The organism is Paucisalibacillus algeriensis (assembly GCF_000577245.1).
In the GTDB taxonomy this organism is placed as follows: Bacteria; Bacillota; Bacilli; order Bacillales; family Amphibacillaceae; genus Ornithinibacillus.
Map to the genome: position 1 here is coordinate 249,081 of NZ_CBYO010000014.1, position 23,073 is coordinate 272,153.

Sequence of the window (23,073 nt, forward strand, 5' to 3'; positions counted from 1 at the left end):
GGTATAATTATCATTTTTAGACAGTTGGATTTTAATAAGTAATTGATAGAAACTGCGCGGTAACTACTCAATTTTTAGAGGTAGTGCTAAGATACCGCTCCGGAAATACACGGAGACTACTGTGGAAGGAAAGGCTTCGGTGAGACCCCGCAGTGTGTAAGCGCGAGGAGAATCACCACCATCCGCCAAGCGGTAAAGAAGACACTGCGAGGTTCTTTCGAGCAGATGTCGCACTTATGCTGGAATTAAAAGTGGAGTGTATTTCCTTAGCGGGTATGATGCTCTAACAAAAATCCTAGTACCGAGCAGTTTCTATCAAATGAACAACAATATTTAAACCAAAGTAGACAAAAAGAATAATCCGACCTGGAAATGAATCCTAAGAATTATAGTTCGAATTATTCTTTACCTTAGACACTTTTATTCCAGTCTCACTTGGCTTAATAGAACAATTGTGATATTTGATATAGAATTTGGACGATTAGATCGTAGAAGCCTTGGACGATTACTTCTAAAAATGATGCTGTTTTTTGACTCAGGTGGTCTGTGCTAGAAGCAGATAGTTCCTCAGCTACTGATTGTTGATTTACATTTTCTGTTTCTTGTGTTTGTTGTTTTACTGTCTGCTGTACCTCCGGTGTTGATTCTATTACTTCGGTTTTAGTTTTTGTATTGGCCGCCGGGAGAATAGATTTACCTTTGTGATCTATTCCAACTAGTGTTCCTACTAGAAAGCATACAACTAAAAGTAACAAGACAGATACAAACTTAGCCATTTCTCGAACCTCCTTTATTCCACACTGACCTTTTCAGCATCCCAATAATATTCACTAAAAATATCCGCTAAAGCTTCCGCTGATCGATATAATTCTTCAAGATTATTGTCAACCCCACCTATTTCCACTGTTAGTGCATTTTCATGTAAATCTTGGTTGAAGACCCCATCTGTCCCCGGGCCTTTTTTAGGTGGTAAAACTCCTCGACTTAATCCAGGATATTTTTTCTGCATTATCTTATGGAGTTTACTAGCTATTTCAACATTTTTTTCATAGTTTTTATTTTCACCGCCGATAACAAAAGCTATCTTTGCATAAGATTGGCCATTAATTGTTTTTGTAGTAGCATCACCTCTTACTGAATCCCGGTGAATATCAAATACATAGCGGATATCTTTGTTACTAGCAAATACTTCTTGTACATTATTACGAATTGCATCATAGGATTGCCAATATTCCATTCCTTTTTGGTCTAATAGTTTCATTGTGTCAGTTTTGTCTAATTTATTACCAATCCCATGTTTATCTAACGCTTTGGAAAAATGGTCACTTACCATGGTTATATTGACTTCATTATGTTGTGCCAGATTTGGATCCGTTTCTTCTGGCAAATGTGGTAAAAAGGATTCATAATTATGTGTGTTGTAGATATATACGACATCTTTTTCACCTGTAGATGGTGAATTACCTGGTTCTTCATTAGACTCATCATTATCTAGTCCTTCATCAACAATCGCTTCCCTATCTTTTAAAACCTCTTCTAATGGTGGTGAGGATTCAACAGGAAGATTGGTATAATTCGTTCCTTCTCCTGCTATATATATTTCGCTATCATATATGGATAAGCCAGGAAGTTCACTCCCTAATAAACTTCTCGGATCATCCGGTTTTATACTTGTAGCAATCTGAAAAATGGTTGACGTTATCTTTGGTATTTCAGAATCTGGTGGAAGTCCTTCCAAAAACACTCGGTTTTCCATCCCTAATAGATATAAGAAAGTTGAGCTTTCGATCTCACTGGTCCAGTTCGTTAAAGTATTAGAAGAAAAACGAAGTGCAGGGGAAATAGTAGTAAATAATCCTATTAATACAAATAAAAGCAGTACACTCACAACATATAAAGCGCTTTTTTTTACAAGTAGAAAAGCTTTTTGTTTGTTTACATTATTAGTAAATCCTACCATAATGTTCCACCTTCCTGTTTGTCTATAATATACTCTATGACGAATCTTAGGAAGGTAGAACCGATACTCTCATTTTCCACAAAATTTAATAGATTAATTCAGCTTGCCTATCTTGAATAATTAGCAAAGTTATCAACATCCACTGCCTCATGGAGAGCTGCATTTATTCCATTAGCGATTACATGTGACATATCAATCATAAAACCGTCAACCTCTTTTGGAGTTACCATCATATTATAACCAGTTGGGGTAAGGACTTCTGCAATAAGCTTCCTTTTCTCCTCGTCTGATAGAGTCCCAACAATTCCCATAAACGTTTGTCTTTTTTCTGGGTCCGGTAAATCGTCTTCGGTAAACTTTTTCCCCCCAAAAGACATACTAGCTGGGGCTAGTGCCTTTGATGGACGATCTTTTTCTCTCCATTCTCTACCAAAATGCTTTAAGATATAGTCTATCGTATCACTTGTAATCGTTACTGCATCTACAACTGTCGGAACTCCAATTGCAATTACTGGCACTCCAAGTGTTTCTTTACTTATTTCTTTTCTTTTATTTCCAACACCTGAGCCGGGATGTATTCCAGAATCCGAAAGCTGAATAGTCTCATTGACCCTCTCAATTGATCGTGAAGCTAACGCATCAATGGCAATAACAAAGTCTGGTTTAAATTTCTCTACGATACCAAAAATAATATTGCTTGTTTCTATTCCAGTCACCCCCATAACTCCAGGGGTCACAGCCCCAACTGGGCGATATCCTTCCGATACGGATTCATTCTCAAGTTTAAACAAATGACTTGTTACTAATACTTTCTCCACAGTCATTGGTCCTAGCGCATCAGGTGTAACATTCCAGTTCCCAAGCCCAACTATTAAAGCTGTACCATCTTTAGTGATATTATTTTTTTCTAATAAGTTCTCTAATTCTCTAGCAAGTATTTTGGCGGCATTTTCCTGTAGCTGTGTATCTTGTCTTTTTACGCCATCTGCATAAATGGTTACATATGATCCAGGTTTCTTACTTAGTAATTTTGCCCCCTCTTTATCAATATCAACATAGGATACTTTTATACCGTCTTCTTCATGATCTTTTAATGTAACACCTGTTATCTTGTCTTCGTCAGGTGTTTCCTTTTCAACGTACATATCCTTTGCTTCAATTGCTAGATCTGTTCGAACTTGCATTTTATTTACATCCAAATCCAAATTTAATCGCATCCTTTCAGGTAAAGTAAAAAATCTTTCTGTGCGGTTCTTTCCACCCGATTTTTCTAACTACAATTTTCTACAAATAGTGAAGTAAGGAGTATACTGCCCAGCAATATGCGGATGAAAAGTATAACAATACACTATCTATAGCATTAGCCTTCACACTTTTATTAAAATCATACAAATTATGGAACGATAAATAATAGTTATTGAAAACAAGCTCTAACTTTGGTAAAATGACTCTTGTTCAATGTAATGAACGTTTTTGTTTTTAGGAGGTGAAATAATGGCTAATATTAAATCCGCAATTAAACGTGTTGATGTAAACAATAAAAAGCGTGTTCAAAACCAATCTGACAAATCAGAAATGCGTTCTCAAATTAAATTAGTTGAAAAATTTGTTGAAGCAAACGATGTTGACAATGCTAAAACTGCTTTAACTGCTACAATTAAAAAGATTGATAAAGCAGTACAAAAAGGTCTTATCCATAAAAATGCAGGAAACCGTCAAAAAGCTCGTCTAACTAAAAAAGTTAACGGACTAGGTGCCTAACACAAAAAAAAACGATCCGGGATTGGATCGTTTTTTTTTGGGTTTTCTTTTGGCCATGACCGTGGCACGAATACACTCCGTTTTCTATATATTCTGCTGCTTAGTACTAATATCTTGAATACGACTACTTACTGTTTTATGAGATTATACAATAACAATTCAAATGCTAGTTCTTTGTCCATTTTCCCCTGTTTCATAATGGCGTCTGTTTCTGCTAGGTGATCCATGAACTGTTTTAGCTGTTGCGTTGTAAATTTTGCTTCGCGATTTAAGGCGATTTTTATTACATATGGATGTGCAGCTAGTTGTTTTTGCATTTGACCAGAACTGTATCCCTTTTGTTTCAATAATTTCACTCGAAGTATCGTTCTGAATTGGAAGGCTAATAAACCGATTAAAGCTATTGGCTCTTCTTTCATTTTTTCTAGATCTTTATATATGGAAATAGCTTTGGCCAGATTTCCTTCGATAACAGCATCAACTAACCTTATTCCTGAACTACTAATTGTATGCGAAACCATTTCTTCAGCAACTTGCTTGGTTACAGTGCCACCTTCACCAATATATAGTGCAATCTTTTCCAGTTCCCTCTCCATGATATTTAAATCAGTTGAGAGTTCATTTTCAAAAATCTCGTACGCATTCTCAGCTATTTCAATATTTAATTGCTTAGCTAAATTCATTATCCAATTTTTCAGTTCATATTCCTTTACTGGATTACATTCCGCAACTAGGCCCTTTTTCTTTAAGACTTTACTAATTTTTTTACGTTCATCTATTTTTTCATATGGCGCGATTAAAACTAGAATAGAATAGTCTACTGGCATTTCGAGGTATTGTTCTAATACTTCCAATTGATGTTCGAATGAGAGCTTATCCGGTTTAGCCTTTAAGAAGGTGGCATTAGTGCCAAATATTAATTTACGATCACCAAAAAAAGGATATGTTTCCACATCCGCAACCACTTCTTGAATCGATGTTTCTGTTAAATCATATGTAGAAAGGTTTTCTTCGTCAGATAACACATTTTTAACCAATAAATCCTTTATTTTCTGGATAAAATAGTTTTCAGTACCATATAATAAAATGACCTCTGGTATATTTTGCTTCTTAATCTGCTTTATTGTTTCCGCATAATTCATGCCATTCACTCCAACTTGTTATATACTTATGGTAATTGGTATACCAGTGAATAGCAAGAAAAACCTGAGAGGGAAATTTAGGGGTAATAAATTTCCCTCCCTATCTATATAAACGTTTAACATAAGGCCCTAGGAACGTTATGTTAAACGATGTTTTCCCTACATTTATAGCATGACCCTTCTATCCAAAAGTATAGTTGTTAGTTCTTTCTAATTTTGGTTATTAAAATTAAATATGAACTTTTTGTATCATTGGTGGATTTTTTTATGTAATTAATTTATACTAAAGGTTGATATAGGAGGGTTAGCTATGAATGAATTTGAAAAGGATCCACAATCCAAAAATAATGATGTTGTTGATTCCATTAAGGGGTTCGCATTTTCTTTAGTTTTCTTTCTACTAATTTTTGCTATTGGCGTAACCATTAGTGTAGTTGGCTCTTAAAGGTACATATTTGAAGTGAACAAAAGAGACTAGGTATTTTCCTGTCTCTTTTGTTTTTTTGTACATTTCTCAATATATAACCTATGGCTTGAATGGATAAAAGGTTCCGCCCTTTTCGGTATATCGATAAATAATTGCACCATTTTGATCTGTTCTCATAGTAGTTACATGTTCTTGGTTCAATATATCAATTACCTCGCTAGATGGATGGCCATAACGATTTTGTCGTCCAACTGAGATTAACGCAAACTTTGGATTGAGTTGGGAAATAAATTCACGATTTGATGACGTATCACTTCCATGGTGAGCGACTTTTAGTACATCTACTGCTAAGTTTGGGTACTTGTGTAGAATCTCTTGTTCATTATTAACATGAATATCACCGGTAAATAACCACGATAAATTTCCAAGGTTTATTTGAAGCACTAATGAATTTTCATTACTGTTCTTTTTATCTACCCACGGGGAGAGAACCATAAACCTATTTCCTTTAATATCAAGGCTTTGTCCTGCCTCTACTTGTAAAATTCCAGGTCCATTCGGCTCTAAACTCTCGAATAAATGATCATACACGAAAAATTTACTGGTTATAATCTTCTCAACTTTAAACTCTTCTAATAAGTATGTAATACTGCCAACGTGATCGATATCCTCATGACTGATAAACACCACGTCAATCTTATTAATTCCTTGATATTGCAAAAATGGTTTTATTATTCTGCTATAATTTGAATCTGAAGGCTCAAAATCATCGAAGGAAAAATTAGCACCTGTATCCACTAACACAACTCCTTTTCTATACGGAAACTCAATAACAATTGCGTCACCTTGACCAATATCAAGCATTGTTACGGTTCCGTATGGAGATAAAAAAGGACGAATAACTAATGAAAATAATAATCCGGTTAATATAACACCATAGCCAAAAGCTCTTCGACTTTTATTACGTTTAACGCTAGCCATCATTAAGATTAATAAAATATAGTAGACCATGATTAGTATGGTTGGAAATTTACCTGTAATCCATGGATAAAAAGCATACTGATCAATGAATTCTAATGGTACTAAGAAAATAGCTTCATGGATGGTAGAAAAAAGCTTGTCTACAAGACCACGAACTAATGGAATAAGAGAAATAAAAATTAGTGTGAACATCAGCGGAATAACGAAGAAGGAGAAATACGGTACGACAAAGACATTAAGGATAATGGATAGGGGATTAAAATGAAAGAAGTAAATAATTTGTAATGGAATAATCATCATTTGAGAGATAAAACTTAGTTTAATCATTTGAAAAAATAAAGAGTTTCCTTCTGAAATCCATCTTCTAGATAAAATAATACCAAACGTTACAATAAAAGATAATTGAAAACCAACATGATATATAATGTACTTATCCAAAACAATTAGGAGAAAAAAGGTAACACTAATTACATCTGTCAAGGAGAGCTTTATCCTGAGCCTTTGAATAACAATTACTAGTAACACCATTAAACTAGCTCTTAAAACAGATGGTTCACCACCAGCAAGAATCGCATAAATTGGTAAAAATATAATTAACACATATTGAGCTTTTTCCTTTGTAAGTAAATTTAATTTGACTGTTATCATAAATAACAGGCCGACTACTAATCCAATATGTAAGCCTGAAATAGCTAATAAATGAGATAATCCCCACCTTTGAAATAGTTCCGTCGTGTTTTCACTTATTAGGCTATCATCACCTAATACAAGCGCATTAATCCATGCACTCGTTTTTTCTGAGTAGGTAATTGAAACATATTCTTTAATACTTTTTCTTAGTGAATAAAGCAAGCTCCAGTTTGTTTTCCCATGACAACTAATATCGTCCATTGACTTGATTTCCATTTCATAATGAATTCCACTAGTAGCAAGATACTTTTGATAATTAAATTGCCCTGGATTTGTACTTTCTTCTGGTGTTCCCACCTCTCCTTCTAGTTGACAATCCGCACCTAATTGTAATGATGAATAATTTGGATGTTTTGCATCAGGACTGAAAAAGAGTACTTTAATAGTATTTTTTGTATCGCTTTCCTGAAAATCAAATTGAAGAACGGTTTCCGAGGTGTTAATAGGACTCACTATTTCACCTTTTAAAGTCATCTTCTCTTGAGTGTTAGTAGATGTGTTTAGTTCGATTTGAGGAATATAAATGAAGAAAAAAAGAAAGGTGGCTAGGGAAATGATAATTGGAATTTTCCCTAACCTCTTCGAAATATATAAATAAACTAACCATACAAGAAGTACAATGAAAAATAATATCGAATCAAATACTCTTGTAAAGAAGCTACATAGACCTGCCAGTGCTGGTATATACCAATAGCCTTTCATTGTTTATCTCTACCTTGATAAATTAAATAAATCTTGTGCTTTTTCTTTTAATGCCATGATTTCTTCTGACTCCTGTGCATCCATTGTTTTAAGGAGTTCTTGTACAACAGAGGCTTTTTCTTTAAAAGATAAATCCAGTGCTAAGTAATCTAACTCAACCTTTTCCGTTTTTACTCCAGCCTCTTCAAAAAGTTGAATCGCATATGGATGATTTTTGTAATCCTCTGCATAATAGACTGTTTTAATTCCACTCTGTATTAGTTGTTTCGTACATTGTAAACAAGGAAAATGTGTAACGTAGACTTCTGCATTCTCCGTTGGTACTCCAAACTTAGCACATTGTAGGAGAGCATTTGCTTCTGCGTGAACCGTACGAACACAGTGTCCATCAATTACATAACAACCATCGTCTATGCAGTGTACACTTCCAGAAACACTTCCATTGTAACCTCCTGCGATGATTCGTTTATCACGAACAATTGTCGCTCCAACCATAAGTCTAGTACATGTACTACGTAAAGCTAGTAATTGGCTTTGTGCCATAAAATATTGGTTCCATGAAATTCTTTCCATCTTTAAAACTCCTCTCTCTATTAACTCTAGTTTAACTTGCTATTCTTTATACCGTCAATTGCTTATGGAATTTGAATTTCTTCTAATAGAGCCTCCAATGTTTTCTCTCCAATCCCAGAGACATTTAAAAGGTCTTCTGCTTTTTGAAAAAAACCTGTCTCATCTCTATATTCGACAATCGCTTTTGCTTTAGATGGACCAATTCCAGGTAATTCTTGTATTTCTTCGACAGTTGCATAGTTAATTCGAATTTTTGAACTTTGTTTATCCTTGTTACTACTTCCAATCTCTTCACCAAATTTAGGAACAATAAGAATCATTTCATCAAATACTTTCTGAGCTAAATTGATTACCTGTTGATCCGCTTCCTCAGTAAAACCTCCCGCTTCTTTGACAACATCCTTAACGCGAGCACCTGGATCCATTTTATATACACCAGGGTGTATTACCTCTCCTTTTATGTCAACAATTAATTCTCCCTGACCTACTTCTTTTACACTCATTTCTTCAGCTGAAGTTTCCGTCGAAACTGGTAATAATGCCTGAGATGGCTCCTCCTCTTGATTCATAATGAGTAGTAAAACTACTATGAACCCAATACCAATGAAAATGATAAACATATTTCTGCGTAATATTTCTATCAAATACACCACATCCTATTAAGCTTGTTTCCTCATCATACATAAAGGATGTATTTCTGACAAAAAAAGAAAAGGACAAGATATTTGTGTTATCTCGTCCTTTTTTGAGCAATAATAAAAATTCTATCTGCACTTTCTTCGGAAAAATCATTTTCTATCGAAAAATCTGCATAGATATTTAATATTTCTAAGCCGCAGTTTTTTAATAAATTCTGATAAACATTTACTGAAAACGTTCGTTGATGATGTGTCTCATCAAAACGAGAATAGTTGTCCCTGTCTGAGGCAAAAAAAGTTAACTCATGAAACATTTCACCTTTATGTTCACCAGGATAGCAAAACCAAATATATGCATTGTCTTCCGTAACATCTGCAAATGTATTTTCAATTAATTCTTCTTCAATATGCTTCATGGAATGTACATCAAAAATGAAAATACCATCTTCATTTAATAAATTGGCTATATTAGAAAAAACTTTATTGAGTTCTGACTCTGTCGTAATATAATTCATGACATCACAAAAACTTATTGCCAAGTCAAATTCAGATAATCCTTCTAATTCTCGTAAATCCTGGTGAATCCAGTTTATCGTCAGATTAGTTTCTGCTGCCTTTTGCGAGGCTATTGTAAGCATATCTGAAGAATAATCTACGCCAGTAATGGGATACTTCTTTGCCAATTGAACGGTGATCTCACCTGTCCCACAACCTAGGTCAATCATTTTAGGCGCATTTAAGTTATATTTATTTATTACATATTCTGTAAATTCAACCCATTTTCCATATGGTGCTTCCATCATAAATTCATCATATAATCTTGCCATTAATTGATAAGACATGCTTTACCAGCCCACCTCTAAAGGCACTTGGACAGCATCTCCCCATAGGCGTTCCAAATTATAATAGCTTCTTTCATCCTTATGGAAAACGTGGCATACAACATCCCCTAGGTCTACCAATACCCATCTCGCTTGTTCAAAACCTTCAAGACGTTTTACTGAGATATTATGTTCTTCCATCTTATCTTTTACAGCTCTTGCAATTGACTGAACTTGACGCTCATTCGAACCGTGACAAATAAGAAAATAATCAGCCACTAATGACACTTCTGCTAAATCAAGTGCCAATATCTCCTCAGCTCGTTTGTCATCACATGCTTCTGCTGCTAGCTTTAAAATTTCCAAAGGATTATTGTCCAAATTTATTCCCTCCGTTTAAAAGTCTTGTCAAATCATTATATGCATGGAATGTATCCGGATATATACGATTTTTATTTTCCATTAAATAATTTATTGTATTCCTGGACACCATCCAAGCCGTCTTAACTATATCCTTCTCTGCCATGTCACGAACTTCATCCAACCCCGGAAAACTTCTTCCAGGTTCAATATAATCTGCTACAAAAACAATAAGTTCTAAATCACTCATATTAGCTCTACCAGTTGTGTGATAGTAAATGGCTGCCTTAATTTCATCGTCCCCAATCCCATATTCTTGTTCAATCATAAGAGAAGCTACCGGTCCATGCCATAATTCATGGTGATATAAAAGTAGGTCTTTCGGTAAGTATGTGGTTTGAATTATTCTTTTCATTTCATCTAGGGAACGATATTTACAATAGTCATGGAAAATAGATGCTATTTCAGCTTTTTCAGTAGATACATTATAAATCTCTGCTAATTTCACTGCTGTTTCTGTAACCCGCAATGTATGTTCAAACCGCTGACGCGTTAATAAAGGCTTCACAATAGCAATCGCTTCATTTTTGTACATAAAAACCATGCTCCTTAATATAAGTATGTACAGAATCTGGAACAAGGTATTGAATGCTTTTATTTTCTCGAAGTCGCTTCCGAATTAATGTAGAAGAGATGTCAACCAACGGAATATTAACTTCTGTAATAGGGTACATTGTTTCAAGTGTATATCCAGTTCGTTTAACTCCTACAAAGCTAACTAAATTAATTAATTCATCAATTTTATACCATTTTGGTAAGTACTCCACCATATCTGCACCAATAATAAAGTAAAAATCCGAATCAGGATATTGTTCTTTGAGGGTAATCATCGTATCATATGTATATGATTTTCCCGCTCTTTTCACTTCAATTGTGTTCAACTGAAACAAACCATTGCCAGCTAAAGCAAGTTGAAGCATTTCAATTCTATTTTTGACTTGAAGTCTAGCTTCATGCTTATGCGGAGGTTCATACGTTGGAATAAACCATACTTCTTCCAACTGTAACGAATCCAAAACTTCCTGAGCAATAATTAAATGTCCAATATGTGGTGGATCAAATGTTCCACCTAAAATTCCAATTCGTTTCATTCTTTGAACTCCTTAAACAGTAAATTGTTATGGTAGCTCAATCTGCTTATTTTCTTCTGATTCCTTATATAAAACAATGTTGTTTCCAATTATTTGGACAATCTCGGAATGTGTACCTGCCTTTAAATCTTCCGCAACTGTTTCTTTATCATCCATACAATTTTGAAGAATACTAACCTTAATTAATTCCCTTTTTTCTAGTGCTTCATTTACTTGTACAATCATATTTTCATTGACACCAATTTTTCCAACTTGGAAAATTGGTTTTAAATGATGTGCTTTTGAACGAAGAAATCGCTTCTGTTTGCCTGATAGCATTTTATCACCCTTCTAATAGTTGTTTTAATTGTTGATCCATACGTCCTATCTCTGGCCGAAATCCGAACCATAATTCAAATGCATATTGTGCCTGATATAATAACATGGTATGACCATGATGAATACGTGCTCCATTTGAAAAGGCTTCTTTTAAAAAGTTCGTCCAAATCGGTTGGTAAATAATGTCACTAACAATAGCTGAATCACGAATGTTGTTTAGTTTTAATGGTGAATATTGAACGCCTGGCTTCATCCCTACATTTGTAGTTTGTATAATCACATCATATTGATGTATATTCTCCTCACCTTGTGTAAGCGAAAGGACATGGGTAACCGTATTCCTTGAAGCTAATTCTTGGATTGACACCGCATTATCTCTAGTTCGATTCACAATATCGATTGTTTGGAATCCCAATTGACTCAATGCATAATATATACCTCTAGCTGCGCCTCCAGCACCAATAATAAGAATACTTTTATCTTTTTCCTCTACTATCTGCGGATAATATTGCTGCAAAGATCGTAAATAGCCAGTACCATCTGTATTGTAGCCAATTAATCGACCTTCGTCGTTTAATACAGTATTTACTGCACCAATATTACTAGCATTGTCATCTAATTCATCCAGATAAGGAATGACTTTTTGCTTATATGGAAGAGTTACATTAAATCCTTTATATTCCGTTTCTCTCATCATATCTATCTGTTTAGACAAACATTCGTCCTTTATATCATGAATGGTGTATGTCCCGTTTATCTTTGCATTTTCAAGAAATTGACTGTGTATCCACGGAGATAAGGAATGCTTGACCGGATAACCAATTAATCCAAGTTTGTATTCCATTATACTCCTCCTAAATCAATGATTTTCTAATCGATACAGCAACTTCTTTTGGACTATGTGCCACAATTGTCGTATTATTACCATTCACGGTAATCCAACCTAAACCAGGGAATACGATATCGGTTTTTTCACCCGTTAAGCGAAATGCACTATTGGTAAACTCAGGTAATAACTTCATTGACTCCTCATCAGGTGGAGATAATAATTCACCAACGTGATTTTCATATAATTCATCTGCTTTTTCCAATTTAGTTCGATGAATAGGAAGTTGATTGGAAAAATAACAAACAAAGGATTGCCTATCTCCCTTAATAAAGTCTAAACGTGCCAAACCTCCAACAAATAAAGTTTGACCAGCATTTAACTGATATACTCTTGGTTTGATTTCCTTTGTAGGTGTAACAAACTTTAAATCCTTATCAGATATATAATGGGCAATTTGCTCTTGATTAACAATCCCAGGTGTATCAATAAGTACGGAATGGTCATCCAAAGGAATCTCAATAAAGCCTAAAGTTGTTCCAGGAAAGTAGGAAGTTGTAATGACATCATTTTCACCAATAGACTGTTTAATTAATCGATTAATAAACGTTGATTTACCAACATTTGTCGTACCTACAATAAAAACATCTTGATTCTCACGATAGTATTCAATTTGTTCTGTTAATTCTTCAATTCCTTGTCCTTTAACAGAAGAAATTAGGAAAACATCCTTCACCTTTAAACCCACTTCTTTGGCGGAGGAGCGTAACCATTGTATTAGTTTACTTCGGTTTGTAGATTTTGGCAATAAATCCATTTTATTACCAACTAAGATAATCGGATTATTACCAACAATTCTTGGTAAACTCTTAATCAATGTTCCATTCACATCAAAAATATCAATAATATGTACAACAAGCCCTTGTTTATCCCTGATAGAACTTACCATTTTAAGAAAATCATCGTCATGTATTGAAACATCTTGAATTTCATTATAATGCTTTAGGCGAAAACATCGCTTACACAAAATAGTATCCTTTTCTAGGGAAGATTTTGGTGTATATCCTATTCCTTCTGGATTTTCTGTTTGTATTTTAACACCGCACCCTACACAATAGATGTCTTCCAATTCTATTCCTCCCAACTAATCAATCCCTTTTTTCGAAAGTAATTCATAATTTTACGCTCAATTTTCCGATTCACCTGTGTAATCTTTTCATCCGTTTTAACAATAGGAACGACAAGAATCGTATAAAAACCTGCCGAATTTCCACCTAATACATCTGTCATTAGTTGATCTCCTACAACTACAATTTCTTCTTTTTTCAGTTCCATTTGCTTTGCAGCAGTTTTAAATGCACGTCTTAAAGGTTTTCTAGCACTAAACACAAAAGGAGTTCCAAGTGGTTCTGAAAACATTTTTACTCGATCTTCCTTATTATTAGATATGATCGTGACTTTAATGCCATTATCCTTCATAAGTTTAAACCAACTTATTACCTCAGGGGTAGCTTCCTTCACATTCCAGGCAACCAATGTATTATCCAAATCAGTAATAATCCCTTTAATACCCTGTTTCTTTAACACACTAGGCTTAATCTCAAATATATTTTTAACATGCTCGTTAGGTAAAAATCGCTTTAACAATATTCACACCTCATAACTTAATAAATCTATTCATTACCCATGACATCAATAGCATTATGTTTATATTATAGTATTTTGGGCTATTATTATAGTAATTAATTATACATTGACACATGGGTTCGGCAAGAAAGTATACCAATTTCATACCTACGCATATAAAAATACCATATATATGTTATAGAAGGTAGAAATATGTAAATTGCAGATAAAAAACTCGAAAATCGTTCGACAAATCCCTACATTTCTCGCATTGTGGATAAGTCTATTCACATTATCAACAGTAATATTACTGGGTTTATTGCAAAAATTACCACTTTATACACAACTTATCTACAACCCACTGTAGATAAGTCGCATCTTGTCCTGTCTTTTATTTCGTGTTACGTTATAACTATCCTAAACCTAGCAAAAAAGCAGGAAATATATAGGAGGGCTACATTTATGGAACATTTGTCAGATGAATTATTAATCGAATCGTATCATAAAGCAAATGAATTAAAATTAAGCCCTGATTTTGTTTCACTTATAAAAGATGAAATATATCGAAGAGGTTTAACCCATAAAATCAAATTCTCTAGTTAGCGAAAATTCGACATGAAACATATAAATATATTAAATAGGAAGAAAAAAATTATCACTCTTGTCATTCATTTGAATGATGAGAGTTTTTATTTTTTCCTACCTTTAAAATATGATAAGCTATTTTCTATATACTTGCGCTATTTCGTTTTGAGACTTAGCTATGTATGTATTAGAATGATTGTAGGATACTGATTTAAGTGAGAACAATCTGGCAAGAAGAAAACGCTTTATTATTTTTGGAATTATCGATTCTTTAATAGGAGGTTTAATCGTACATGATTTTTGCAGTTTTATTACCACTTGTACTTGCTTTATTTATTCCAGTCATAAGTAAATTTAAAGAAAAAGTACATACAGGTATTTTCGTTGTTTTTATCCCCTTAGGAATTTTCCTTTATTTTGTAAGTTTTGTTGGAAATGGCTTTTCTCCTGTGCATCATACATATAACTGGATTCCTTCCCTTAATATTAATTTTGATTTTTATTTAGATGGCCTTAGTTTACTTTTTGTATTATTGATCAGTGGTATTGGTACCCTTGTTGTTTTTTATTCCATCTACTACTTACATATTTCTGAGAAACTAGGTCATTTTTATGTTTACTTACTGATGTTCATGTCAGCTATGTTAGGGGTAGTATTGTCTGATAATGTATTTGTACTATACACATTTTGGGAATTAACATCTATATCCTCCTTCTTGTTAATTGGTTATTGGCATCACCGTGAACGTTCACGTTACGGTGCACAAAAATCCATGCTTATCACGATTTTTGGTGGATTGAGTATGCTAGGTGGGCTTGTTTTACTTTCTGTAATTACTGGTACGACAAGCATACGCTCCATGATTGACCAAGTTGATGTGATTGCAGATAGTGGATATTTACCACTAGTATTAGTGTTCATTTTATTAGGTGCATTTACGAAGTCTGCTCAATTCCCATTCCATATTTGGCTTCCGGATGCGATGGAAGCACCAACACCTGTGAGTGCTTACTTGCATTCCGCTACTATGGTAAAAGCAGGTATCTACCTTGTCGCCCGCTTCTCACCTATTTTTGTAGACTATGAATGGTTCTTTATAACTGTAAGCCTAGTTGGAATCGTTACATTAGTATGGGCTTCCTATATGGCAGTTAGACAAACAGATTTAAAAGGTATACTTGCTTTCTCTACTATCAGCCAATTAGGTATGATTATGGCTATGCTTGGTTTTGGTACAGAAGCAGCTGTTTTTGCTGCTGTTTTCCATATACTAAACCACGCAACCTTTAAGGGAAGTCTCTTTATGATTGCAGGAATTATTGATCATGAAACTGGTACAAGAGATATCCGCAAGCTTGGAGGATTACTTACTTTTATGCCAATGTCTGCAACATTAGCGTTATTCGGAACCTTCTCTATGGCCGGTGTTCCACTACCATTCTTAAACGGGTTTTATAGTAAGGAATTATTCTTTGAAGCAACAACCGGCTTAAGTGAAAATGCAAATTCATTTGCTAGTTTCCTTTCGGAAGCAATCCCTTATCTAGCTGTATTTGGTAGTATTTTTACTTTTGTATATTCCATGTACTTTTTCTTCGGTGTTTTCACAGGACCGAAGAAGCTCGAGCTATTACCTAAAAAACCACATGAAGCACCTATTGGGATGCTTATATCCCCTATTGTGCTTATACTAGGTGTGGTTATCATTGGGCTATTTCCAAATCTTGTGAATGGTTCGTTACTAACACATGCAGCTCATGCTATTAGAAATAGTGCATTTGAAATAAAGCCCATTATTTTTTGGCATGGATTCGACTCACTTGCTTTTCAAATGTCATTAGTAGTAGTCGGAGTGGGTATTATTCTGTTTTTAACTCGTAAGAAATGGAGTAACATTTACAAAGCTATCCCAGGGAAACTTAGTCTAAATAAGCTTTATGATAAGATTATTGGAAAAACAGATGACTATTCTGCTAGAATAACGAACTCTTACATGACTGGGTCACTGAGATTATATATGTCGATTATTTTAGCAGCTATAATATTTTTAACCTTTACGGTAATGTCTACAACTGGTGGATTTAATAATATCACCTTTGATGACTTAGAAGAAGTTGCAATAGTTGATATTGCAATTGTCTTGATTATGGTTCTAGCAGCCATTAGTACAGTCTTTATTAATAATAAACTAGCATTAATTATCATTACTGGTATTGTTGGATTTGGTATCTCGATTCTCTTTGTTATTTTCCGTGCACCAGATCTTGCTCTAACACAGCTTGTCGTGGAGACAATATCGATGGCTCTATTCTTACTTGCCTACTACCACTTACCAGAGTTAAGGAAAAGAAATGAAACAATCGGGACTTCATTTACAAACCTATTTCTAGCTATTGGTACTGGTGCGTTAATTACAATGGTAGGCATTGCTGCCCATAGCTCAGATTGGTTTGATACAATATCAGATTACTTTGTGGAAACCTCTTATACATTAGGTGGGGGAAATAATATCGTTAACGTTATCTTAGTAGATATGCGTGGACTGGATACATTATTTGAGATTGCGGTACTAGGTATTGCTGCTTTAGCAATTTATAGCCTCATTAAAGTTAGAAAGGACAAGGAGGCAGAGTAATGGAATATATTATCTTGCTATTAGCTGGTGTCTTATTTGCAACAGCTATCTATAATCTCTTACAAAAACAATTACTAAGAATTATAATTGGGACCGTATTGCTATCACACGGTGCTCACTTAGTTTTATTAACAATGGGGAAGTTAAAACGCGGCCAACCTCCTATATTGGATGAGAATGTTACTAGTTATACTGATCCCCTACCACAAGCATTGATTTTAACATCAATCGTTATCAGTTTCGGTATTACTAGTTTGTTACTTGTATTAAGTTACCGGACAGCAAAAGAAAATAATACAGATAATATGGAAGAAATGAGGGGTGAATCGAATGAGTAATTTAGCGGTTTTACCGATTATCATCCCTATGTTAGCCGGTATAATAGTTGCTTTTACGAATAAGAATGTTAAAATTACACGTTTCTTATCAAAACTATTTTCGATTATTAGTTTACTTGTAGCAGCATATGTTACTTATGAAGTGTTCTCGAATGGATCTATTATTCTAGAAACAGGTGATTGGGCTGCACCATATGGAATTATTCTAGTAGCTGACCAATTATCCATATTACTCATTCTAACGACAAATATTATTGCAGCAACTGCTGCATTTTATGCTCCACATTCATTAAACATAAAACAAGAGACACATTACTATTACACCTTCTTTTTCCTGTTGATTACTGGTGTTTCTGGCGCATTTTTAACAGGAGATTTATTTAACCTATTTGTGTTCTTTGAAGTACTACTAATGGCTTCTTATGCGTTAATCGTATTAGGTGGCGATAAAATCCAACTGAGAGAATCTGTTAAATACGTCTTGATAAACTTATTCTCCTCTATGTTATTCGTTACAGCAGTAGCATTATTGTATGGTGTCGTTGGAACTGTGAATATGGCACATATTGCTGAACGTGTTGCAGAAGTAGAACAAAAAGGAATATTAACAACTATTGGAGTATTATTATTCTTTGTTTTCGGAACTAAAGCAGCATTGTTCCCATTGTATTACTGGCTTCCAAGACCATATATTGTTCCAAATCCGGTTGTTTCTGCTTTATTTGGTGCCCTTTTAACAAAGGTAGGTATTTACTCGATACTTCGTGTATTCTCACTAATTTTCGTCTACAGAATGGAAATAACACATGAGGCGTTTATATGGATAGCAGGGTTGTCCATGATATTTGGGGTTATTGGTGCACTTTCGACAAACAATATTAAACTCATCATTGCTTACAATATCATTCCTGCAATTGGTTTTATCATCATGGGGATAGGCATCTTCAACCAAGATGCATTAAGCGGGTCTATCTATTATTTAATTCACGATATGATTATTAAATCAGCACTATTCTTATTAGTTGGTGTTATAGCATATGTAGCTGGAACTTCAGACTTAAGAAGGATGAAAGGGCTGATCCATCACTACCCTGTTTTAGGATGGCTACTTTTTATTAGCGCGTTTGTATTAGCTGGTATACCTCCATTTAGTGGCTTTATTGGAAAGCTCTTACTACTTAGAGGAGCTCTATCAGCAGATGAAATAGCAATCACAATTATCGCTCTCTTATCCAGCTTACTAATTCTATACTCCGTTATGAAAATATTCATTCGCGGATTCTGGGGTGAAAAAGAAGAAAACAAGACATATACTAAGAAAGTATCTGCAGGTTTAATCATACCTATTGTTTGTTTATTAACTATTTCTGTTTTTCTGGGAATAGGAGCACAATTTGTTTATCCAGCTATTGATGGAATTGCAGAATACTTATTAGATCCCCAAATTTATATAGATTCTGTGTTAAAGGAGTAGACGACTATGGCCTTTCAGATTTTAATTAATATCATTATTGCGCTTATGTGGATGTTCTTAAGTGAATCTTATACATTTGCTAGTTTCATTGCTGGGTATATATGGGGATTACTATTAGTACTTTTATTAAATAGATTTATTCCTGGCAGATTTTACGGTATACGTGTTGTAAAAATCATAAAGCTAATTCTCATATTTATAAGAGAATTAGTATTATCCAATTTAAGTATTCTTAAACTGATATATACTCCTAAGCCAGAGATTGAACCAGGTATATTTGCTCTACCTCTAGAGGTAAAAAGTAACTGGGAAGTTACATTATTAGCACATTTGATTTCATTAACACCAGGCACCTTATCTGTAGCTGTTTCAGATAACAATGACACACTATTTATCCATGCAATGGATATTGATGAGGTAGATCAATCCATTCAGGAAATCAAGGATAGCTTCGAGAAGGCAATTCTGGAGGTGACAAGATAGATGGCAGATGCTATTGCATTTACAGACACATTACTGGAATACACTATTATTATCTCTTCCATCTTCATCGGAATTTCACTAGTATTACTTCTATATCGTATTTTTAAGGGGCCAACAAACCCAGATCGTGCTGTTGGTTTAGATACAATTGGGATTAACTTAATGGCATTAACGGGAATTATCGCCATTTACCTTTCCACACCATATTTAAACGATGTTGCCTTACTTGTCGGGATACTAGGGTTTTTGGGTACACTTGCTACGGCAAAATATGTAGAAAAGGGTGTTATAATTGACCGGGACATGGATTGAATTAGTTGTAAATATTATTGTAATTGTATTACTCTTAATCGGAGCGTTTATTACCCTTTCCGCAACGATTGGGATTGTCCGTTTTCCAGATATATATACAAGACTACACGCCGCAACAAAAGCATCTACCCTAGGCGTAACAAGCATATTAATTGCCGCATTTCTCTACTTATACGTAAAAGAAGATATTGTAAGCGGAAAACTCTTAATCGGTATTATATTTATTATGGTAACAGCTCCTGTTTCAGCTCATATGATTGGTCGAGCAGCACATAATAGTGGGATTAAACCACTAACCAAAAATCGAACTGATGCATATGAAGAAGCCATGCGAAAACATCAATAAAGGATACAGAACATCTTAAGAGAGTAATCATTCTTTTCTGATAAGTAGTTCAGTTAAATAAAATATGAAAAAGCCAAACAATTAACTATGCAAATGGCACAAAAAGCTTGAGGAAGTTTTTGATATGCTCCCCTTAAAGTAGACAGATTAAAAAATAAAAATCTGGCTAACTTAAAGGGGAGTATTTTTATTTCTAAAAGAGCTTTCACTTCTGAGTTTAAATTTGAAGTTTTAAAAGTTTGGGAAGATGGTACTCTTACCTTAACTCAGATAAGCAGAGGGGATAAGGTAAGTAAAACAATAACCCGAGATTGGAAATATAAATATTATATATGGTACTCAAGTTCTTAATTGATCCATAGTGACCCGGGGATTCCAATATACCTCACAAGGGTTTAAACGAAGGATAGATGCCGCAAAAATGATGCAGAGTATGTCACGTGTTGGAGGTGTATTGAATAACGAACCGATGGAATCCTTTTAGGGAACACTTAAACGTGAGAAGTATTATATACGTAAGTACAAGACATTTAAGGAACTTTCTTTTGCGATAAATGAATACATAAATTTCTTTAATCATGATAGGTATCAAAAACGATTAAACGGCCATAGCCCTATGGAATATAGAGCCAAAGCCACTTAGTTCTCTTTTATTATTCCACTGTCTACTTGACAGGGGCATAGCAATATTTATTTACTTGATACTGTTGGATATAAACATAGATGCATCTTGATTCATAAAAATACGACTCCCATGATAAAAAGTCTTAATTTCAGTTGAGACAAATCCCACTTCTGATAATTGTCTTTTCAATCCTTCATGCACAAAACCATTATGGACTTTCGGATGATTGACTTTGTCATTTTTATCAAAGTCAACAATGATTAACTTCCCACCCACATTTAAAATGTCGTAAAGTTCTTGTAGAATTTTTTTAGTATCAGGAATATGCAGTAGAACGAGAGACATTAAAATGACATCTGCCTCTAATCTAGGAGTTTCTTGTGTAAAATCGGAATACAGTACGTTTGTGTTGGTAACTCTATTGTGGGAAATCTTAGCTTCTGCAACCTCCAACATTTGTTTGGATGAATCTACCAACAAAACAGTATCTACTAGGTCTGTTATTTCCAGGCTAACGAGACCGGTACCACTCCCATAGTCTATCAAAGACTTTGATAGACTATCTTGTAATTCTAATCTCACTTCTTCCGTTATCACTTTAGCTAATTGTTTTCTTTCTTCCGTATCGTAGCGCTTTGCCAGCTGTTCAAACACGTTATTTTCCATATACTACTCCTTCTTCCAACTTAAACTTTGAATCCTATTCATAGGCAAATACATATGAATGATAAACCATTTCCCCTTCAACTCTGCTTTCAATTTTCCATTCATCTTTTCCACTAGCTTTTTAGATAGGTACAGACCAAGCCCACTTGCTTCTGTATTCGTTCTACTGGTCACCTCTGTGTAAAAACGCATAAATACTTTTTCCACGGCAATTTCACTTTCGGCCATAATGTCATTTTTTACGCTAAGTTTAAGATAATCCCCTTCGCTTTGGTAGCTGATCACCACTTCACTTTTAGCATACCGTAATATGTTTTGCACTATATTTTGCAGGACACGGGTAAGCATTACCTTGTCAGTAATAACCTGACTCTGACTTACTTCTTCCGGAAAGTGAACTTCGATGTTCTTTTCTAGTAGTTGAGCGTAAAAGGATAAGAAAATATCTTCCACTAAATTTGCGAGAGACATCGAGACGAAGGTTAATTGTTTTTGATTCGTTTCCACCTGTGCTAAGTCATAAAATTGATCTGTCATCTCAAGTAATCTTTTGACAGCGTGTTCGATAATCATTAAATAGTCTGTTTGTTTCTTATCATCTGTTGTTGCATGTAATAGTTGAACATAGCCATGGATGGATGTAAGTGGTGTACGTAAGTCATGGGAAAGTCCAGCAATAGTTAATTTAACATTCTCTTCCATATTCTTGGCGAGACGATGCTTTTCTTCAAAGGTATCGACCAGTCGATTCAATTCATCGATTAGATCCAACAATGTCTTTTCACGAAAATCAAGTGAAAGCCTATTACCATAACTTGAACGGGTTGGAAGCTCCTTCACTTCCCGCTGTATTTTTCTAATCTCCTGCTTTATAAAGAATATATAAAAAAAGAGCGCTAATGATAGTAAGAAAAATATCCATCCCCACATTTCCATTAACACCCCTTTCGTTTAATCAAATCTAAAGCCTACTCCCCATATTGTTTTAATATAGTTTGCTTCAGCTAAGTTTAACTTATTTCGCAAATTGCTGATATGCATGTTTATCGTTTTATCACTATCAAAAAACGGTTCATTCCAAACACTTTCATAAATATTAGCACGACTATATACCTTCTGTGGGTTCTCAAGAAATAATAGAAGAATTTCATATTCGCGTCCCGTAAGATGAATCGATTGGTCTTCTACCTTTACTTCTCGTGTATCGATATCGACCCGAATATCTTTGTAATGTACTTCTTTCCTCTTATTAATGGAAGACGTGGTTGCATGACGTAATTGAATGTCAATTCTCGCAAGTAGTTCCTTTACATCGAAGGGTTTAGTGATGTAATCATCTGCTCCATTCATTAGAAGTTCTACTTTCGAAGTTTGGTCATGGTTTGCCGATATGACAATAACAGGAATAGAAACGTGTTGTCTAAATGCTTTAAGAAGATCCTCTCCATCCATACCAGGAAGCATTAAGTCTAAGAGAACCATATCGATATTATGTTGTTCGAACACCAATTTCCCCTCAGTACCCGAATATGCACTTAGGGTTAGAAATCCATGCAGTTCTAAGGTTTCTTTGATAAGGGAGTGAATCGTAACATCATCTTCCACGATTAATATCGTTGCCATATTTATCAA

At 34.5% G+C, this 23,073-nt stretch carries 27 protein-coding genes and 1 pseudogene; 10 read left to right on the forward strand and 18 right to left on the reverse strand.

Annotated elements, in window-relative coordinates; all coding sequences use genetic code 11:
• Nucleotides 1-440: 440 nt before the first annotated feature.
• The 3 genes from TY11_RS10850 to gpr form a co-directional block, all read right to left on the reverse strand.
• Nucleotides 441-776, reverse strand: a complete 336-nt coding sequence (locus TY11_RS10850; RefSeq protein ID WP_042146016.1) for a hypothetical protein — start codon at nucleotides 774-776, stop codon at nucleotides 441-443.
• A 14-nt stretch (nucleotides 777-790) separates the two neighbouring features.
• Nucleotides 791-1,960 (reverse strand): stage II sporulation protein P, encoded by a 1,170-nt coding sequence (gene spoIIP / locus TY11_RS10855; protein WP_042146018.1) that lies wholly within the window; start codon nucleotides 1,958-1,960, stop codon nucleotides 791-793.
• 107 nt (nucleotides 1,961-2,067) lie between these two features.
• On the reverse strand, nucleotides 2,068-3,177 hold the full coding sequence (gpr, locus tag TY11_RS10860; RefSeq protein WP_042146019.1) for a GPR endopeptidase: 1,110 nt from the start codon (nucleotides 3,175-3,177) through the stop codon (nucleotides 2,068-2,070).
• A gap of 277 nt (nucleotides 3,178-3,454) precedes the next feature.
• Here gpr and rpsT point away from each other — a divergent pair, with 277 nt between their 5' ends.
• Nucleotides 3,455-3,721: a 30S ribosomal protein S20 gene (rpsT, locus tag TY11_RS10865; RefSeq protein WP_042146022.1), complete on the forward strand. Its 267-nt coding sequence runs from the start codon at nucleotides 3,455-3,457 to the stop codon at nucleotides 3,719-3,721.
• A 128-nt stretch (nucleotides 3,722-3,849) separates the two neighbouring features.
• Here rpsT and holA read toward each other — a convergent pair whose 3' ends face one another.
• The gene (holA, locus tag TY11_RS10870; RefSeq protein ID WP_042146025.1) at nucleotides 3,850-4,863 is read right to left on the reverse strand and encodes a DNA polymerase III subunit delta; all 1,014 of its coding nucleotides are present in this window, start codon (nucleotides 4,861-4,863) and stop codon (nucleotides 3,850-3,852) included.
• A gap of 310 nt (nucleotides 4,864-5,173) precedes the next feature.
• Here holA and TY11_RS20130 point away from each other — a divergent pair, with 310 nt between their 5' ends.
• The gene (locus TY11_RS20130) at nucleotides 5,174-5,308 is read left to right on the forward strand and encodes a YqzM family protein (RefSeq protein ID WP_042146027.1); all 135 of its coding nucleotides are present in this window, start codon (nucleotides 5,174-5,176) and stop codon (nucleotides 5,306-5,308) included.
• Between the two features lie 81 nt (nucleotides 5,309-5,389).
• On the opposite strand, the gene TY11_RS10880 is transcribed toward TY11_RS20130, so the two are convergent.
• The 11 genes from TY11_RS10880 to TY11_RS10930 all read right to left on the reverse strand — a co-directional run bounded on the left by TY11_RS10880 (nucleotide 5,390) and on the right by TY11_RS10930 (nucleotide 13,997).
• Nucleotides 5,390-7,663, reverse strand: coding sequence for a DNA internalization-related competence protein ComEC/Rec2 (locus TY11_RS10880; protein WP_042146029.1), 2,274 nt, complete (start codon nucleotides 7,661-7,663; stop codon nucleotides 5,390-5,392).
• Between the two features lie 9 nt (nucleotides 7,664-7,672).
• Nucleotides 7,673-8,236: a ComE operon protein 2 gene (locus TY11_RS10885; protein ID WP_042146031.1), complete on the reverse strand. Its 564-nt coding sequence runs from the start codon at nucleotides 8,234-8,236 to the stop codon at nucleotides 7,673-7,675.
• 62 nt (nucleotides 8,237-8,298) lie between these two features.
• The gene (locus tag TY11_RS10890) at nucleotides 8,299-8,880 is read right to left on the reverse strand and encodes a helix-hairpin-helix domain-containing protein (RefSeq protein ID WP_042146033.1); all 582 of its coding nucleotides are present in this window, start codon (nucleotides 8,878-8,880) and stop codon (nucleotides 8,299-8,301) included.
• Nucleotides 8,881-8,966: 86 nt separating this feature from the next.
• Nucleotides 8,967-9,716 carry a class I SAM-dependent DNA methyltransferase gene (locus TY11_RS10895; protein ID WP_042146035.1) on the reverse strand — a complete coding sequence of 250 codons (750 nt, stop codon included), beginning with the start codon at nucleotides 9,714-9,716 and terminating at the stop codon, nucleotides 8,967-8,969.
• A gap of 3 nt (nucleotides 9,717-9,719) precedes the next feature.
• Nucleotides 9,720-10,076, reverse strand: a complete 357-nt coding sequence (gene rsfS / locus TY11_RS10900) for a ribosome silencing factor (RefSeq protein ID WP_042146037.1) — start codon at nucleotides 10,074-10,076, stop codon at nucleotides 9,720-9,722.
• On the reverse strand, nucleotides 10,066-10,650 hold the full coding sequence (yqeK, locus tag TY11_RS10905; RefSeq protein ID WP_042146039.1) for a bis(5'-nucleosyl)-tetraphosphatase (symmetrical) YqeK: 585 nt from the start codon (nucleotides 10,648-10,650) through the stop codon (nucleotides 10,066-10,068). The genes rsfS and yqeK overlap by 11 nt, the downstream gene beginning before the upstream one ends.
• Nucleotides 10,637-11,206 carry a nicotinate-nucleotide adenylyltransferase gene (locus tag TY11_RS10910; protein WP_042146041.1) on the reverse strand — a complete coding sequence of 190 codons (570 nt, stop codon included), beginning with the start codon at nucleotides 11,204-11,206 and terminating at the stop codon, nucleotides 10,637-10,639. Before TY11_RS10910 ends, yqeK begins: the two co-directional genes overlap by 14 nt.
• A 27-nt stretch (nucleotides 11,207-11,233) precedes the next feature.
• Nucleotides 11,234-11,524: a ribosome assembly RNA-binding protein YhbY gene (gene yhbY, locus TY11_RS10915; RefSeq protein ID WP_042146043.1), complete on the reverse strand. Its 291-nt coding sequence runs from the start codon at nucleotides 11,522-11,524 to the stop codon at nucleotides 11,234-11,236.
• Nucleotides 11,525-11,528: 4 nt separating this feature from the next.
• The gene (aroE, locus tag TY11_RS10920) at nucleotides 11,529-12,368 is read right to left on the reverse strand and encodes a shikimate dehydrogenase (protein WP_042146045.1); all 840 of its coding nucleotides are present in this window, start codon (nucleotides 12,366-12,368) and stop codon (nucleotides 11,529-11,531) included.
• Between the two features lie 10 nt (nucleotides 12,369-12,378).
• Complete coding sequence (gene yqeH / locus TY11_RS10925) at nucleotides 12,379-13,479, reverse strand: ribosome biogenesis GTPase YqeH (protein WP_042146047.1); 1,101 nt, start codon at nucleotides 13,477-13,479, stop codon at nucleotides 12,379-12,381.
• 2 nt (nucleotides 13,480-13,481) lie between these two features.
• The gene (locus TY11_RS10930; RefSeq protein ID WP_042146048.1) at nucleotides 13,482-13,997 is read right to left on the reverse strand and encodes a YqeG family HAD IIIA-type phosphatase; all 516 of its coding nucleotides are present in this window, start codon (nucleotides 13,995-13,997) and stop codon (nucleotides 13,482-13,484) included.
• Nucleotides 13,998-14,438: 441 nt separating this feature from the next.
• On the opposite strand from TY11_RS10930, the gene TY11_RS10935 reads away from it, so the two are divergent.
• The 8 genes and pseudogenes from TY11_RS10935 to TY11_RS20845 all read left to right on the forward strand — a co-directional run.
• Complete coding sequence (locus TY11_RS10935; protein WP_042146050.1) at nucleotides 14,439-14,579, forward strand: sporulation histidine kinase inhibitor Sda; 141 nt, start codon at nucleotides 14,439-14,441, stop codon at nucleotides 14,577-14,579.
• Between the two features lie 275 nt (nucleotides 14,580-14,854).
• Complete coding sequence (locus TY11_RS10940) at nucleotides 14,855-17,197, forward strand: Na+/H+ antiporter subunit A (protein ID WP_042146052.1); 2,343 nt, start codon at nucleotides 14,855-14,857, stop codon at nucleotides 17,195-17,197.
• Nucleotides 17,197-17,535, forward strand: coding sequence for a Na(+)/H(+) antiporter subunit C (locus tag TY11_RS10945; protein WP_042146054.1), 339 nt, complete (start codon nucleotides 17,197-17,199; stop codon nucleotides 17,533-17,535). The genes TY11_RS10940 and TY11_RS10945 overlap by 1 nt, the downstream gene beginning before the upstream one ends.
• A complete protein-coding gene (locus tag TY11_RS10950; RefSeq protein ID WP_042146056.1) occupies nucleotides 17,528-19,009 on the forward strand; it encodes a Na+/H+ antiporter subunit D in 1,482 nt (493 codons plus the stop codon). Before TY11_RS10945 ends, TY11_RS10950 begins: the two co-directional genes overlap by 8 nt.
• A 6-nt stretch (nucleotides 19,010-19,015) precedes the next feature.
• Nucleotides 19,016-19,492, forward strand: a complete 477-nt coding sequence (locus TY11_RS10955; RefSeq protein WP_042146058.1) for a Na+/H+ antiporter subunit E — start codon at nucleotides 19,016-19,018, stop codon at nucleotides 19,490-19,492.
• Nucleotides 19,493-19,804, forward strand: coding sequence for a Na(+)/H(+) antiporter subunit F1 (locus TY11_RS10960; protein WP_042146060.1), 312 nt, complete (start codon nucleotides 19,493-19,495; stop codon nucleotides 19,802-19,804).
• Complete coding sequence (gene mnhG, locus TY11_RS10965) at nucleotides 19,785-20,150, forward strand: monovalent cation/H(+) antiporter subunit G (RefSeq protein ID WP_042146062.1); 366 nt, start codon at nucleotides 19,785-19,787, stop codon at nucleotides 20,148-20,150. The genes TY11_RS10960 and mnhG overlap by 20 nt, the downstream gene beginning before the upstream one ends.
• A gap of 351 nt (nucleotides 20,151-20,501) precedes the next feature.
• Nucleotides 20,502-20,793 (forward strand): annotated as a pseudogene (locus tag TY11_RS20845) (transposase); the annotation flags it as partial.
• 51 nt (nucleotides 20,794-20,844) lie between these two features.
• On the opposite strand, the gene TY11_RS10970 reads toward TY11_RS20845, so the two are convergent.
• The 3 genes from TY11_RS10970 to TY11_RS10980 are packed head-to-tail and all read right to left on the reverse strand — an operon-like array spanning nucleotide 20,845 to nucleotide 23,064.
• Nucleotides 20,845-21,441 (reverse strand): class I SAM-dependent methyltransferase, encoded by a 597-nt coding sequence (locus TY11_RS10970; RefSeq protein ID WP_042146064.1) that lies wholly within the window; start codon nucleotides 21,439-21,441, stop codon nucleotides 20,845-20,847.
• Between the two features lie 3 nt (nucleotides 21,442-21,444).
• The gene (locus tag TY11_RS10975) at nucleotides 21,445-22,371 is read right to left on the reverse strand and encodes a sensor histidine kinase (protein ID WP_042146518.1); all 927 of its coding nucleotides are present in this window, start codon (nucleotides 22,369-22,371) and stop codon (nucleotides 21,445-21,447) included.
• Nucleotides 22,372-22,392: 21 nt separating this feature from the next.
• Nucleotides 22,393-23,064, reverse strand: coding sequence for a response regulator transcription factor (locus tag TY11_RS10980; protein WP_042146066.1), 672 nt, complete (start codon nucleotides 23,062-23,064; stop codon nucleotides 22,393-22,395).
• Nucleotides 23,065-23,073 lie beyond the last annotated feature (9 nt).

What these genes read in the sequence shown, in the direction of transcription:
- TY11_RS10850 (WP_042146016.1), bottom strand. Translation starts at nt 776, where the DNA reads ATGGCTAAGTTTGTATCTGTCTTGTTACTTTTAGTTGTATGCTTTCTA.
- spoIIP (WP_042146018.1), bottom strand. Translation starts at nt 1,960, where the DNA reads ATGGTAGGATTTACTAATAATGTAAACAAACAAAAAGCTTTTCTACTT.
- gpr (WP_042146019.1), bottom strand. Translation starts at nt 3,177, where the DNA reads ATGCGATTAAATTTGGATTTGGATGTAAATAAAATGCAAGTTCGAACA.
- rpsT (WP_042146022.1), top strand. Translation starts at nt 3,455, where the DNA reads ATGGCTAATATTAAATCCGCAATTAAACGTGTTGATGTAAACAATAAA.
- holA (WP_042146025.1), bottom strand. Translation starts at nt 4,863, where the DNA reads ATGAATTATGCGGAAACAATAAAGCAGATTAAGAAGCAAAATATACCA.
- TY11_RS20130 (WP_042146027.1), top strand. Translation starts at nt 5,174, where the DNA reads ATGAATGAATTTGAAAAGGATCCACAATCCAAAAATAATGATGTTGTT.
- TY11_RS10880 (WP_042146029.1), bottom strand. Translation starts at nt 7,663, where the DNA reads ATGAAAGGCTATTGGTATATACCAGCACTGGCAGGTCTATGTAGCTTC.
- TY11_RS10885 (WP_042146031.1), bottom strand. Translation starts at nt 8,236, where the DNA reads ATGGAAAGAATTTCATGGAACCAATATTTTATGGCACAAAGCCAATTA.
- TY11_RS10895 (WP_042146035.1), bottom strand. Translation starts at nt 9,716, where the DNA reads ATGTCTTATCAATTAATGGCAAGATTATATGATGAATTTATGATGGAA.
- yqeK (WP_042146039.1), bottom strand. Translation starts at nt 10,650, where the DNA reads ATGTACAAAAATGAAGCGATTGCTATTGTGAAGCCTTTATTAACGCGT.
- TY11_RS10910 (WP_042146041.1), bottom strand. Translation starts at nt 11,206, where the DNA reads ATGAAACGAATTGGAATTTTAGGTGGAACATTTGATCCACCACATATT.
- yhbY (WP_042146043.1), bottom strand. Translation starts at nt 11,524, where the DNA reads ATGCTATCAGGCAAACAGAAGCGATTTCTTCGTTCAAAAGCACATCAT.
- aroE (WP_042146045.1), bottom strand. Translation starts at nt 12,368, where the DNA reads ATGGAATACAAACTTGGATTAATTGGTTATCCGGTCAAGCATTCCTTA.
- TY11_RS10935 (WP_042146050.1), top strand. Translation starts at nt 14,439, where the DNA reads ATGGAACATTTGTCAGATGAATTATTAATCGAATCGTATCATAAAGCA.
- TY11_RS10940 (WP_042146052.1), top strand. Translation starts at nt 14,855, where the DNA reads ATGATTTTTGCAGTTTTATTACCACTTGTACTTGCTTTATTTATTCCA.
- TY11_RS10945 (WP_042146054.1), top strand. Translation starts at nt 17,197, where the DNA reads ATGGAATATATTATCTTGCTATTAGCTGGTGTCTTATTTGCAACAGCT.
- TY11_RS10950 (WP_042146056.1), top strand. Translation starts at nt 17,528, where the DNA reads ATGAGTAATTTAGCGGTTTTACCGATTATCATCCCTATGTTAGCCGGT.
- TY11_RS10955 (WP_042146058.1), top strand. Translation starts at nt 19,016, where the DNA reads ATGGCCTTTCAGATTTTAATTAATATCATTATTGCGCTTATGTGGATG.
- TY11_RS10960 (WP_042146060.1), top strand. Translation starts at nt 19,493, where the DNA reads ATGGCAGATGCTATTGCATTTACAGACACATTACTGGAATACACTATT.
- TY11_RS10970 (WP_042146064.1), bottom strand. Translation starts at nt 21,441, where the DNA reads ATGGAAAATAACGTGTTTGAACAGCTGGCAAAGCGCTACGATACGGAA.
- TY11_RS10975 (WP_042146518.1), bottom strand. Translation starts at nt 22,371, where the DNA reads ATGTGGGGATGGATATTTTTCTTACTATCATTAGCGCTCTTTTTTTAT.
- TY11_RS10980 (WP_042146066.1), bottom strand. Translation starts at nt 23,064, where the DNA reads ATGGCAACGATATTAATCGTGGAAGATGATGTTACGATTCACTCCCTT.